This is a genomic window from Constrictibacter sp. MBR-5 (genome assembly GCF_040549485.1).
Lineage (GTDB): Bacteria > Pseudomonadota > Alphaproteobacteria > JAJUGE01 > JAJUGE01 > Constrictibacter.
This window is the reverse complement of record NZ_JBEPTK010000022.1, coordinates 11,449-23,989: the sequence shown is the minus strand read 5'-3', so window position 1 is coordinate 23,989 and position 12,541 is coordinate 11,449. Positions and strand designations below refer to the sequence as shown.

Annotated in this window: 11 protein-coding genes and 1 pseudogene; 10 read left to right on the top strand and 2 right to left on the bottom strand. The window is 64.5% G+C overall.

Annotation, left to right across the window (positions count from 1 at the left end; translation table 11 throughout):
- Positions 1-213: 213 nt before the first annotated feature.
- Together ABIE65_RS25665 and ABIE65_RS25660 are read right to left on the bottom strand one after the other, a co-directional pair.
- On the bottom strand, positions 214-486 hold the full coding sequence (locus ABIE65_RS25665) for a DNA -binding domain-containing protein (protein WP_354081622.1): 273 nt from the start codon (positions 484-486) through the stop codon (positions 214-216).
- A 140-nt stretch (positions 487-626) separates the two neighbouring features.
- On the bottom strand, positions 627-1,508 hold the full coding sequence (locus tag ABIE65_RS25660) for a helix-turn-helix domain-containing protein (protein ID WP_185926866.1): 882 nt from the start codon (positions 1,506-1,508) through the stop codon (positions 627-629).
- 415 nt (positions 1,509-1,923) lie between these two features.
- On the opposite strand from ABIE65_RS25660, the pseudogene ABIE65_RS27915 reads away from it, so the two are divergent.
- The 10 genes and pseudogenes from ABIE65_RS27915 to ABIE65_RS25615 all read left to right on the top strand — a co-directional run.
- Positions 1,924-2,097, top strand: a pseudogene (locus tag ABIE65_RS27915) (transcriptional regulator domain-containing protein); the annotation flags it as partial.
- Between the two features lie 193 nt (positions 2,098-2,290).
- Positions 2,291-2,809, top strand: a complete 519-nt coding sequence (locus ABIE65_RS25655) for a DUF2285 domain-containing protein (RefSeq protein ID WP_354081621.1) — start codon at positions 2,291-2,293, stop codon at positions 2,807-2,809.
- A gap of 64 nt (positions 2,810-2,873) precedes the next feature.
- Entirely contained in the window at positions 2,874-3,395 is a 522-nt protein-coding gene (locus ABIE65_RS25650; RefSeq protein ID WP_185926868.1) for a thermonuclease family protein, read from the top strand.
- Entirely contained in the window at positions 3,392-4,234 is an 843-nt protein-coding gene (locus tag ABIE65_RS25645) for a hypothetical protein (protein WP_354081620.1), read from the top strand. The genes ABIE65_RS25650 and ABIE65_RS25645 overlap by 4 nt, the downstream gene beginning before the upstream one ends.
- Positions 4,235-4,348: 114 nt before the next feature.
- Positions 4,349-4,735 carry a hypothetical protein gene (locus tag ABIE65_RS25640; RefSeq protein ID WP_185926870.1) on the top strand — a complete coding sequence of 129 codons (387 nt, stop codon included), beginning with the start codon at positions 4,349-4,351 and terminating at the stop codon, positions 4,733-4,735.
- An 83-nt stretch (positions 4,736-4,818) separates the two neighbouring features.
- The gene (locus tag ABIE65_RS25635; protein ID WP_354081619.1) at positions 4,819-6,927 is read left to right on the top strand and encodes a ParB/RepB/Spo0J family partition protein; all 2,109 of its coding nucleotides are present in this window, start codon (positions 4,819-4,821) and stop codon (positions 6,925-6,927) included.
- 94 nt (positions 6,928-7,021) lie between these two features.
- Positions 7,022-7,621, top strand: a complete 600-nt coding sequence (locus ABIE65_RS25630; RefSeq protein WP_354081618.1) for a DUF7007 domain-containing protein — start codon at positions 7,022-7,024, stop codon at positions 7,619-7,621.
- The gene (locus tag ABIE65_RS25625; RefSeq protein ID WP_185926873.1) at positions 7,618-7,971 is read left to right on the top strand and encodes a hypothetical protein; all 354 of its coding nucleotides are present in this window, start codon (positions 7,618-7,620) and stop codon (positions 7,969-7,971) included. The genes ABIE65_RS25630 and ABIE65_RS25625 overlap by 4 nt, the downstream gene beginning before the upstream one ends.
- Before the next feature lie 3 nt (positions 7,972-7,974).
- On the top strand, positions 7,975-8,193 hold the full coding sequence (locus ABIE65_RS25620; protein ID WP_185926874.1) for a DUF6117 family protein: 219 nt from the start codon (positions 7,975-7,977) through the stop codon (positions 8,191-8,193).
- 88 nt (positions 8,194-8,281) lie between these two features.
- Positions 8,282-12,538: a strawberry notch-like NTP hydrolase domain-containing protein gene (locus tag ABIE65_RS25615; protein ID WP_354081617.1), complete on the top strand. Its 4,257-nt coding sequence runs from the start codon at positions 8,282-8,284 to the stop codon at positions 12,536-12,538.
- Positions 12,539-12,541 lie beyond the last annotated feature (3 nt).

The window sequence follows — 12,541 nt, the reverse complement described above, 5'->3', positions numbered from 1 at the left end:
CGCTATGGTGCTCAAGGCGTTTATTCAATTTCGATTGAAACGATAGAGGAGCGACCCGCCATCGCGCGTGACCTCCGATGGCATCTCGCCAGGGAGGTCCGGTGCCTTCGCGTGCTGTCCCGGGGCGCGGCTCCGAGGGGACGATCACAGGGGCGAACCGCAGCTCTCCGGCCCGGAAAGGCATAATATAGCTGAGCCGCAAACGACTCGGACCTATTCGCTCCGCGCCGCGTCGAGCAAATGCCGGTAACCGTACTCGGTCATCCAACGGGCGCGCTTCAGATGCGCCTCCCAGCAGCGGCGGGCGCGGTCGGGTTCCGCGTCTGGATCGCGATCCAGGACAATGCGGGCGACCTCGCGCCAGTCGGCGCCCTCGGCCTCGGCGTCCAGCAGGCGCAGATAGGTGATGAAATGGTCCTCGTCATAGGACGTGATTTCGTCCGCCCACGGCACCTCGTCGGCGATCTCGGGATCGAGTTTGGCCATGCACCCGTCCTCCATGCCGTGCGCATCCATGGCACCTGTTCGGGGCCGCCTCCGGGCGTCGGGTGCGCGGCGCTGCTCCACCCATCATAATACGGAATGGCGCCGGAGGCCTGCGGGCATATGTCGGTTAACGTCTCCGGTCAGGCGCAATCTCTGCGGAACAGCGAAGGCGTCGTCCCCGTCATCTTGCGGAACACGTCCGTGAAATGGCTGTGGCTGGAAAAGCCAAGGGCAAGCGCGATCTCCGTGATCGACGCACGGTCCGACAGCAGCATCTCCTTCGCCTTCTGAATCCGCCGCTCTTTGATGTAGCGGCAGGGCGACTTGCCGAACGTTGCCTTGAAGGCCTTGCCGAAATGATGCGGGCTGAGTCCCGCTTCCGCGGCGAGTGCGGCAAGTCCGATATCTTCGTCCAGATGCGCCTCGATGAAATCGACGATCCGCCGCCGGCGCGAGGCGCCGAGACCGCCCCGGATCGACGGCGGTGGCTTGCCGTTTTCGCCATAGGTCTCGAACAAGCGCAGGGCGAGCGACGTGCCGACGAGGTCCAGGCACAGCCCGCCGCAGCGGCTATTATCGTTCAAGCTGCGCCTGAGGCAGGCTATCAGCTCCTCGACCGCCGGGTCGCGGAGCGCCGCTCTACCTCTGATCTCGGGCACGCGCCCGTCGAAAGCGTTGCCGATTGTGCGTTCGATGAAGCTATTTTCCATGGCAATGACGAAGGACTGCTTGTCGGCCGTCCAGCCGACATGGGCGGCCCGATTGGCCGGGCTCAGATGAAAGTGCCCCGCAGCGACCGGATATTTCTCGGTCCGACGGCTGTCAGGCAAACGGCAGATGAGATCCAGCGGTTCGCTTTCATGCATGAAGAGGGCGAACTGTGCCGTGACGATCTGTGTCCCGGGATTGATCGGGATATCGCATCGGCTGACGACAATGCCGTTGCGGGCGATACGCCGCGTGACGGACAGTACCGGGGACGCAATTTCCGACGTGAAATCGACCAAAGTGGTTTCGGCCATGACGCAATCTCCATCGCCTGAAAATTGATGTCTCGGCCGATAGCGGGTTGCCGGCCTTTAACAAGTTCCATTCCCGGTAGAGTGTGTGTTTCAAAATAGATGATCCTGTGACAACTTTGTGATGAGGGCGGCGCAACTGTGGCAATCTCGGGTTTCGTTTTCTCTGCCCGAGTTCATTTGTACTTTAATAAAATTCCGTAGTTTGCAGGTCTAGCCAGGTCTGACGTTGCGAATATTGTAACGATTTCCTGAAAGACGCCGCGAAAACACGGAAGCCAACCCGTGTCTCAACTATCGATAGTAATCGATGTCGGCGGCGCCCTCCCGCCAGTGACATCGACCTGGCAGGAGGCGGCTTGTCCCAGGTGCTGTGCGACGGATCGTCAAATGGCCGCGCCGCGTCCGCTACGGCCGGATGGCCTCATGGGAGGAGACAAGCCCCATGTCCAAGGAGAAGACCGTCCCCGGCATAAGTCCGCGCGCCGACTGGCGCGATCCCGAAAGTTACAAACCCCTCATCGACCTGGACCGGGCCGGTTGGGCCTGGGAGTGGCTCAAGCGCAATCCCGACTTCGCCACGGCTGCCGGTGGGCTGCCACAGGTGTCGCCTCCACTCCGTCCGTCCGCTACCGAGCCCCGGCTGAAGGCCGCTCAGCCCCGAATCCTCCGTATCCAGAATCCGGGGCCGTTCGAACAATGGGGCGTCTTCTTTCACCACTGGCGTTGCCCTGCCGGCTACGGACGTCTTTTGGCTGCCCGATCTCAATCCATCGGTGCTCGTCGTGGAAGCGCAGCCCATTGCACCCGGCCACACCGACGCCTTCGACATCCGATGCTTTGCGTCACTGGCGACTGTGTTGTGCTGCGGCGGATCCGAGCACGTGCTTTTCAGCGATGGCTTGCGCCATCTCCAACTGATGGTGACGGCAGGCAGTGTTCTCGATGGCCCGGTGTGCTTCCGCTACCTGCTGTCGGGTCTCCGGCACACGGAGGCGAAGGTTCCGGCGCTGCAACGGCTGTGCGGGCTTTGCCGCCTCGGCCGTCTGCCGCGCGGCCTCTTTCCGCCGGAGCGCCGGGCCAAGCGCTGGGCGATGATGCTGCGCGCCTGGGACGGAGAAATGGCGGGCGCAAGCCGGCGGCAGGTGGCGGCGGCGATCTTCGGGGAGACGGCGGCGCACGAGCTCTGGGAGTCCGGTTACCGCTCCCGCATGCAGCGGCTCGTCCGCGAGGCCGAGGAGATGATCAGCGGCGGCTACCTGAGACTTCTGGGGCGGGCGGCAGAGGGAAAGGGAGGCTTCTGATGGATGAAGGGCTGAAGCCGGCAAGAGAGAGCCGGCCCGCCCGCAACCCGTGAGGAAACCTCCCATGTTCCAGTTCGTCCGCCTGTCCGCCGTCATCGGCATTGTATTTTTCGCCTGTCTGTCCTTCTGGCCCGCGCTCGACGAAGAGCATTCCGGCCCGGCCAATGTGATCGACGCCGACACAATCGAAGTGGGCGGTGAGAAGCATCGCCTCTACGGCGTCGATGCCGTGGAGATCGACCAGCGCTGCCGCCGTCGCGATAGCGCGACATGGCCTTGCGGCAAAGAGGCCGCCGCCGCGCTCACCAAATTTCTCGAAGGCCGAAAGGTCAATTGCGAAGTCTGGCAGGGAACGACGCGCGATGGCCATGGTCGGTTCGTATCTGTTTGCTACGCCGGTGGCGACGACATCAGTAGCTGGGTGGTGAAGAACGGCTGGGCCGTCGCCGATCGCGACGCCAATCGTCTCTACAACTACACAAGCGACGAGGGCACGGCCCGGTTTCTGCGCCGTGGCATTTGGGACGGAACCTTCGATCCGCCCGCCGAATGGCGGCGCCGGCAGCAGGCGGGAGACCGGCCATGAACGCGCTCTTCCCGGCGCCCGACATTCCCACCATCCGGCTGCGCGTGCTGTCGCTCGGCGCCGGCGTGCAGTCGACCACGCTTGCCCTGATGGCGGCCCATGGCGAGGTCGGGCCACTGCCCGATTGCGCGATCTTCTCCGACACCTGCTGGGAGCCGCGAGCGGTCTATGAACATCTCGCCTGGCTGAGGTCGCCGAACGTGCTGCCCTTCCCCGTGTATGTCGTCTCGGATGGCGATATCCGCGAGGGGCTGATCCGCGGCGCGCGGGGCGAGCGCTGGGCGTCGATCCCGGCCTTCACTAAATCGAAATCCGGCAAGGTCGGCATGATCCGCCGCCAGTGCACCAAGGAGCTGAAGATCGCGCCGATCCGCCGCAAGGTGCGGGAGCTGGCCGGCATTGCCGGCAAGCGCTCGCCCAAGCACCCGATCGTCGAGCAATGGATCGGGATCAGCTTCGATGAAGTGATCCGGATGAAGCCGTCCTTCGAAGCGTGGCAGGTCAATCGCTTTCCCTTGATCGAAAAGGGCATGACCCGCCGCCACTGTCTGCGCTGGCTGGAGAAGCACGGCTATCCCACACCGCCGAAAAGCGCCTGCATCGGCTGCCCTTTCCACAGTGACGGCGCCTGGAGGCGAATGCGCGATGAGGATCCCGATGCCTGGGCCGATGCCGTTGCTATCGACGGGTTGATCCGCTCGGGTTTCCGCGGCTTGTGCGGCGAGGTGTTCCTGCATCGCTCCTGCGTGCCGCTCGATGAGGCTGACCTCGACACGCTGGAGGACAAGGGCCAACTCGACCTCTTCGCCAATGAGTGCGAGGGGATGTGCGGGGTGTAGCGCATTTCTCTTGGGCATCGGTCTGGCCGCTCTCGCATTCGAGGGCGGCCCTTCCCCGCTGACGGGTTTCGAGGCGCGGAACGGTTCCGGGCCGCCCGTCGCGGGAGAACATCGATGCACGATCGCGATTACAGTGCCGACATCGCCAAGGCCCTCGCCACGTTGGGCGGCCATCTGACGATCGGCCGCGGAGGGTTCAGTCTGCACTACCTGAATGAGTATGGCGGCCAGAGCAGCCTGTCCGGCTACGATTGCAACACCGTGAAACAGCAGGCCATCGCCGCCGGACTTCCGGTGATCGACAGCCGCTGTGTCGACTTCGACAAGGTGGCCAGGCTCGCCATCTCCGGGCCGATGATCTGTGTTGGCGGTGCTCCCGACCCTGAGCCATGGGGCGAGTTCTCCTATGCCCCGCTGGCCGTAGTTGCCCGCGCCTACGCCGCAGCCGGGGCGGAGGTCTACAACCTCGACCTGGAGGAAGCCGCGGGGGCGGCGGCCTGAAGAGGGAGAGGGAAGTGGGTGTCTTCGTGACGAGCCTGGTTGGGGAAAGAGGGCTTTCTCCGGCTCGTCACGGAGAACCTGACATGACAAAGGCGAAAATTGAGAAGATTACGCTGTCCCAGGCGCGGGACATTCCATTCGACAGGCTGGCGCTTTCGAGCCGCAACGTCCGGCGGGTGCGGGCCGGTGTATCGATCGAGGAACTGGCCGAGGACATCGCCCGGCGCACGCTGTTGCAGTCCCTGAGCGTGCGGGCGGTGATCGACGAAGACGGTCAGCCCACCGACAGATACGAGGTGCAGGCCGGCGGCCGCCGTTACCGGGCGCTGGAGCTGCTGGTCAAGCAGAAGCGGCTGGCGAAGAATGCCCCGATCCCCTGCATCGTGCGGGAGGACGGCATTCTGGAAGAGGATTCGCTGGCCGAAAACTGCCAGCGCGTTTCACTCCACCCGGTGGATCAATTCCGTGCCTTCCAGTCGCTGAAGGAACAGGGAGTGGGCGAGGAGGAGATCGCCGCCCGCTTCTTCGTGACGCCGCAGATCGTCAAGCAGCGGCTGAAGCTCGCCAGCGTGTCGCCCAAGCTGCTGGAAGTCTATGCCGATGACGGCATGTCGCTGGAGCAACTGATGGCCTTCACGATTTCGGACGACCATGCCCGGCAGGAACGGGTCTGGGAGACCGTGCAGCGCGGCTACAACAAGGAGCCCTATTTCATCCGCAAGCTGCTGACGGAAAACACCGTCCGCGCCACCGACAAGCGTGCCCGCTTCGTCGGGCTCGCGGCCTATGAGGAAGCTGGCGGCATCGTGCTCCGCGACCTGTTCTCGCAGAATGACGAAGGCTGGCTCCAGGATGTGGCGCTGCTGGAGAAGCTTGTCACCGAGAAGCTCGCGGCCGAGGCCGAGGCAATCAAGGCCGAGGGCTGGAACTGGATCGAGGTCGCTTCGGACTTCCCCTATGGCCACACTGCCGGCCTGCGCCGCGTCATGGGCGAAACGGAGACGCTGTCCGACGAGGAGCACACCCGCCGCGAAGCCCTGCGGTCGGAGTTCGAGGAGATCGAACAGCGCTATTTCCAGGAAAGCGACGAGGATCTGCCCGAGGAGGTCGATCGGCGTCTCGCCGAGATCGAGGCGGCACTCGATGCCTTCGAGAACCGGCCCGTCATCTACGACGCGCAAGAGGTCGCCCGCGCCGGCGCATTCGTCAGTATTGATGGTGATGGCAAGCTGAAGGTCGAGCGCGGCTATCTCCGGCCCGAGGACGAGGCGCCGGCCGAAACGGGCAGCGATGGTCAGGACACGGATGCCTTCATCCGCGATCATGTCGAGATCGTCCATGTCGGCCGGAACGGCGAGACGGGTCAGGTCGATCCCGCCGCCGCGCTATCCGGCAATGGGGCGCAAGCTGACGATGCCGAAGCCGAGGAAGACGGTCTCAAGCCGCTGTCCGAGCGCCTGGTCATGGAACTGACGGCGCACCGGACGCTCGCCCTGCGGGACGCGCTGGCGAACGACCCGGACATCGCCTTCCTCGCCGCACTGCACGCCTTCGTTCTCCAGACCTTCTGGCGGTATCCGACGGCGAGTTGCCTGGAGATTTGCGCCGAAAGCCCGACGCCGACCGTTCAGGGGCCGGGGCTGAAGGAGAGCCAGTCGGCGAAGGTCATTGACGAGCGGCACGCCAATTGGGAGAAGCAGCTTCCCGACGAGCCGGAACTGCTCTGGGAGTTTCTCTGCGATTTCGACCACGACAGCCGCATGGCGCTCTTCGCCCATTGCGTCTCGCTCACCGTCAACGCGGTGCATGAGCCGTGGAACCGGACACAGGGACGCCGGCATCATGCTGACCAACTCGCCTGCGCGGTTTCGCTCGACATGACCGCGGCCGGGTGGAAGCCGACGGTGGAGAACTACCTCAATCGCGTGCCGAAGGCCCGCATCCTCGAGGCGGTCACCGAGGCCAAAGGCGCCGGCATGGCGGAGCTCATCGAAGGGCTGAAGAAGTCCGACATGGCCGAACAGGCCGAGCGGCTTCTGGCCGATACCGGCTGGCTGCCCGAGCCGCTGCGCACGCCCGGCGTCGAGACCGTAGTGGTCACGGGCGAACCGGGGTCCCCGGAGCCGGATGCCTCGCCCTCGGAGTCTTCCGCCGCCGCCGAACTTCCGGCATTCCTCACCGCTGCCGAATAAGCGGCTGTTCTCTCAAATCCATCCACTTAAGCCCGGTCCCCGTGCGGCGGAATGTCCGCGCGGGGCCGGGCTTCGCGTTTTTCTGGAGATCGAAATGCTGAAATCGACCAACCCTACCTACACCCCATGGGGCAAAGCCGACTATGAAAAGGTCTATGCCGAGGGCATCGTCTTCTACGGCACACCGTCGCATGGCGGCTTCAAGCTCGACCGCGAGCGAAACGCTAAGGTTCATCCTGCTCTGCGCGAGAGGGACGGATTTTACGAGGAGGATTGCGCCTGGGCGAAAGTCGCCTTTACCTTTCCCGAAGTCTTTTCCGAGAAGGACCGCGAAGCGGCGATCCGCACGCTGAAGGAATGGTATCCCGACGAATACGAGACCGTCGCAGGCGTTATCCTTGCCCCCGGCGAATCCCACGTCAAAGACGATCGGCTGTTCCTTGAACGCCACGCCAACGACTGGATCGTCATCAGCGCGATAAGGTCGGACCAGCATCCCGGCATGGTCGAGTGCATCGCCACAATAGGCGGCCGACGCGGGCATTGGGGCAAGCCCGATTCTACTGAGCGGCGCTATCTCGTGCCGGATGCCGAATATGACCGGCGCGGCAAATTCGGCTTCGTCATCGATCCCACCCGCCACGCGCTCTATGACGGCCCATCCAGCTTCATCGCACGGAGGGCGGCGTCATGAAATTCATCGTCACCCTTCAGGCCACGGCCGAAATCGAGGAGCGCTGGGAAATTGAAGCCACGAGTACGGAAGAAGCGCAAGCCATCATCGATGATGGCCTGCTCCATGAGCACCGATTCATCCGTGACAAGGTTCTCGGCGAAGAACGCGACCGCGAGATTCTGTCAATCATCCCGGCGCCCTCGGAAGAAGAACCATGCTGCCAATGCCGGAACTGCAATTGGCATGGGTCAGTCGATAAGGCCGACCCCGTTCATGATATGTGGTCGCGTGTGCTGCCGGGCGAAATTATGCCGGCGGGCGATTGTCCCGACTGCGGCGCGCTCATTCATCTGGTTTCGGGAGCCTGACACATGGCTATTCCCGATCACATCCGCGCCAATTTCGAGACTCTGCTGCGTGCGGCCAGAAACGGCGACCTTGCCTTGATGGAATGCACGGATGCGTCCAATGGCATACCGCGTTATGTGCTCGCCGCCGTGCAGCGTGACGATGGCGGCGAATACTTTTTCACGCCCTTCGGCCATCTGGCGGAGGGGAATCCCTACGTGGCTTCCCACCCGCCAGAGTGAGAGCAGACCGGGATGAGGGCGGGCCGGGAGCAAGCAAGAGAGAGCCTGCCCCGGCCTTTTCCTGAAACCTCAATCCCGGAGCAATCTCATGAATCTGATGACGCCAGCGGCGGCGGTGACGGCCGCCGCACCCATCCGTGCGCCCGAAGAAGAGGCCGCCTGCATCCTCAAGGCGGCGGAGCGCATTCTCACCGGTCTCGAACGCGGCCTTCTCATCGAGGCCCGCGTCCTGCGGCAAGCGATGGAGGAGGCGTTCGGCGGTTCGGACGCCGAGGGTTTCTGGACCTGGAAAGCCGCATATGAAGCTTGCGAAGCCGCGCAGGTTCTGTTCCTCCGCAAATATGGTCGCGCCATGCGGGAGAAGGCGGGCTCGCCCGCCGCGCGGCTCGCCATGCTTTCCCGCATCGCCGGACTTCTTCCCACCCACACCCGTCGCACGCAGGAGTCCGAGGAGTTCCAGCAGTTCAGCACACCCATGCCGCTTGCCTATGCGGCCAGCATCGCGGCGGGCCTCACCGGCGACGATGCGGTGCTGGAGCCGTCGGCCGGCACGGGGATGCTTGCCGTATTCGCCGAGATCATGGGTGCGCGGCTGGCGCTCAACGAGATCGCCGATACGCGGGCCGCGCTTCTGCGGCGGCTGTTCCCGGACAGCCCGGTCAGCACGCATGACGCGGCCAGCATCGATGATCGGCTGGCGGACGATGTCGCTCCGTCGGTTGTTCTCATGAACCCGCCCTTCTCGGCGGCGCTCCACGTGCAGGGGCGCGTGTCCGACGCGGACTTCCATCACGTGCGCGCGGCGCTGGCGCGGCTGCCCGAGGGCGGTCGCCTGGTCGCCATCACCGGGCACAATTTCCCCGTCGATAAGCTGAACGGCGCGGTGCGTTTCACCTGCGTCGTGGATGGCTCCGTCTATTACAAGCACGGCACGACCTTCGACACGCGCCTCACCGTCATCGACAAGTCGCTTGAATCGGCTTCGTCGCCGGTATTGCCGCGCGCGGAGAACGCCGCCGAATTGCTCGCCCGCCTCATAGAACATGTGCCGCCTCGCTTGGAGGCGGACGGCGAGATCGGGTTCGGTACAGCGGCGAAGCCCGCTGTTGCGCGCAAGGTCGCGCCAATCGCACGCAGACCGCAGCCCGCCATTTCTGCGGCGCCCGATGCTGTCGAGCTCTCCTATGAACCCATCGAATGGAAGCCGGCCGAGGGCGCCGACCTGACCGACGCGCTCTACGAGGGCTACGCCCTGCAATCGATCCATATCCCGGGCGCCAAGCCGCACCCGACGAAGCTGGTGCAGTCGGCGGCCATGGCCTCGGTGGCGCCGCCGCACCCTTCCTATCGGCCGCATCTTCGGGTGCATATAATAAAGAGTGGCATCCTGTCCGACGCGCAGCTTGAGAGCGTCATCTATGCCGGCGATGCGCATTCCCGGCATCTCGCGGGATCGTGGACGGTCGATGAGACCTTCGACAATATCCATGCCGCACCGGAAGGCGCCGAGAATGCCGTGCGCTTCCGCCGCGGCTGGTTCCTGGGCGACGGCACCGGCTGCGGCAAGGGCCGGCAGGTCGCCGGCATCATCCTCGACAGCTGGATCAAGGGCCGCCGCAAGGCGGTGTGGATCTCCAAGTCCGACAAGCTGATCGAGGACGCGCAGCGCGACTGGTCGGCGCTGGGCATGGAGCAACTGCTCGTCCAGCCCCTGTCGCGCTTCAAGCAGGGCACGCCGGTCCGGCTGTCGGACGGGGTGCTGTTCGTGACCTACGCCACCCTGCGCAACGAGCCGCGCCTGCGCCAGGTCATCGACTGGCTGGGAGACGGCTTCGACGGCGTGATCGTTTTCGACGAAGCCCATGCCATGGCCAACGCCGCCGGCAGCAAGGGTGAGCGCGGCGAACAACTTCCCTCCCAGCAAGGTCGTGCCGGCCTGCGCCTGCAGCGCGCCTTGCCGGACGCTCGCATCGTCTATGTCTCCGCAACCGGCGCCACCGACGTGCGCAACCTCGCCTATGCCGAGCGGCTGGGCTTGTGGGGCGGCGAGGATTTCCCTTTCGCCAATCGAGCCGAGTTTGTGCAGGCGGTCGAGGCCGGCGGGGTCGCGGCCATGGAGGTGATGAGCCGCGACATGAAGGCCCTCGGCCTCTACACGGCGCGGTCGCTGTCCTATGAGGGCGTCGAGGTCGAGATCGTCGACCACAATCTCACCCCGGCGCAGGTGGAAACTTACGACGCCTATGCTGAAGCGTTTCAGGTGATTCACTCCAACCTGAATGCCGCCCTCGAAGCCTCGAACGTCACCGGGGAGCGAAAAACCCTCAACGGCCAGGCGAAGTCCGCCGCCCTGTCGGTGTTCGAGGGCGCCAAGCAGCGTTTCTTCGCAGCGCTGCTTTCGGGGCTGAAGACCGCCACGCTCATCAAATCCATCGAGGCGGACTTGGAGACGGGCCATGCCGCAATCGTACAACTGGTTTCGACTGGCGAGGCGATCCTCGATCGCCGTCTGTCCGAGATTCCAGCCGAGGAATGGGCGGACCTGAACGTCGATTTGTCGCCCCGCGACGTGATCCTCACCTATTTGCAGCATGCCTTCCCGACGCAGCTTTATGAGCCTTATACCGACGAAGACGGCAATCTGCGCTCGCGCCCCGCGTTCGATGCCGAGGGCAACCCGATCCAGTGCCGCGAGGCCGTCGCCTCCCGTGACCGGATGATCGAGCGTCTCGCCTCGCTCGATCCCGTGCCCGGCGCGCTCGACCAGATCATTCAACGCTTCGGGACAGACAAGGTAGCGGAAGTGACGGGACGGTCACGGCGGATCGTGCGCAAGGGCGATCGGCTTTGTGTCGAAAACCGTCCGCCCTCGGCCAATCTCGCCGAGACGCAAGCCTTCATGGATGACGAGAAGCGCATCCTGGTCTTCTCCGACGCCGGCGGGACGGGCCGCTCCTACCATGCCGACCGGGGCGCGAAGAATCAGCGCCTGCGCGTCCATTACCTGCTCGAAGCGGGATGGAAGGCCGACACCGCCATCCAGGGACTCGGCCGCTCCAACCGCACCAATCAGGCGCGGCCGCCGCTGTTCCGCCCCATCGCCACGGACGTGAAGGCCGAGAAGCGCTTTCTTTCGACGATTGCCCGCCGCCTCGATACCCTTGGCGCCATCACGCGCGGGCAGCGCCAGACTGGTGGCCAGGGGCTGTTCCGCGCCGAAGACAATCTCGAAGGCGATCAGGCCCGCGCGGCGCTCAGGCAGTTCTATTGCTGGCTGGCGCAGGGCGCCATTCAGGGTTGTTCGTTGACGCAGTTCGAGGAGATGACCGGCCTGACGCTGACCTTCGAGGGTGGCAACATGAAGGAGGATTTGCCGCCGATCACGACGTTCCTCAACCGGCTGTTGGCACTGCCCATCGCCATGCAGAACACGCTGTTTGCGGCGTTCGAGGAGATTTTGAACGCCCGCATCGAGGCGGCGATTGCGGCGGGCGTCCATGATGTCGGGCTGGAGACAATCCGTGCCGAAAGCCTGATCGTCACCGACCGGCGCACGGTTTGGCGGCACGACAGCGGCGCCGAGACGCGGCTGTTTACGATCGAGCGGCGCGATCGCAACCGCCCCATGACGGCGGAAGAGGCGATCACCATCGAAGGCGGGCGATTGCTCGTCAATGAGCGCTCCGGCCGCGCCGCCGTCAAAACTTCCGCGCCGAGCCTGATGCTCGATGACGGCAGCATGGAACGCCGCGTCCGGCTGTTGCGCCCCATGCAGCGCAACACGATGAGCGTCGATGACTTCGCCGCCACTCATTGGAAGGAAGCGGAGAGGGAAGAATTTATCGCCGCATGGGAAAAGGAGATCGCCGGAATCCCGGAATTCTCGACGAGCACGTTCCATCTCGTCACCGGCCTGCTGCTGCCGATCTGGCGGCGTCTTCCGGAGAGCAACGCCCGCGTTTATCGGCTGCAAACCGACGATGGCGAACGCATCATCGGCCGGATGCTGACGCCCATCGAGGTGGAAGCGTTCTGCCGCAATATCGGCATGGACGCGCCGAAGCTCTCCGCTGGCGACGCCTGGGGTCTGATCAACGAAGGCAAGGTTACGGCCCATCTCGCCGATGGCCTCGTCCTGCGCCGCGCGCGGGTGATGAACGAGCACCGCATCGAACTCACCGGCTTCACTTCCGGCATGGTCGATGCCCTGAAGGCGCGCGGCTTGTTCGGCGAGATCATCTCGTGGAAGCTGCGGTTGTTCGTGCCGGTGGGCGAGGCCGGCAAGGCGATTTTCGAGAGCCTCACCGACCGTTGGCCGCTCACCGAAATCGCGGATCGGGGGTGACAT

Coding starts and splice junctions, on each gene's coding strand:
- ABIE65_RS25665 (WP_354081622.1), bottom strand. CDS start 486: ATGGCCAAACTCGATCCCGAGATCGCCGACGAGGTGCCGTGGGCGGAC.
- ABIE65_RS25660 (WP_185926866.1), bottom strand. CDS start 1,508: ATGGCCGAAACCACTTTGGTCGATTTCACGTCGGAAATTGCGTCCCCG.
- ABIE65_RS25650 (WP_185926868.1), top strand. CDS start 2,874: ATGTTCCAGTTCGTCCGCCTGTCCGCCGTCATCGGCATTGTATTTTTC.
- ABIE65_RS25645 (WP_354081620.1), top strand. CDS start 3,392: ATGAACGCGCTCTTCCCGGCGCCCGACATTCCCACCATCCGGCTGCGC.
- ABIE65_RS25640 (WP_185926870.1), top strand. CDS start 4,349: ATGCACGATCGCGATTACAGTGCCGACATCGCCAAGGCCCTCGCCACG.
- ABIE65_RS25635 (WP_354081619.1), top strand. CDS start 4,819: ATGACAAAGGCGAAAATTGAGAAGATTACGCTGTCCCAGGCGCGGGAC.
- ABIE65_RS25630 (WP_354081618.1), top strand. CDS start 7,022: ATGCTGAAATCGACCAACCCTACCTACACCCCATGGGGCAAAGCCGAC.
- ABIE65_RS25625 (WP_185926873.1), top strand. CDS start 7,618: ATGAAATTCATCGTCACCCTTCAGGCCACGGCCGAAATCGAGGAGCGC.
- ABIE65_RS25620 (WP_185926874.1), top strand. CDS start 7,975: ATGGCTATTCCCGATCACATCCGCGCCAATTTCGAGACTCTGCTGCGT.
- ABIE65_RS25615 (WP_354081617.1), top strand. CDS start 8,282: ATGAATCTGATGACGCCAGCGGCGGCGGTGACGGCCGCCGCACCCATC.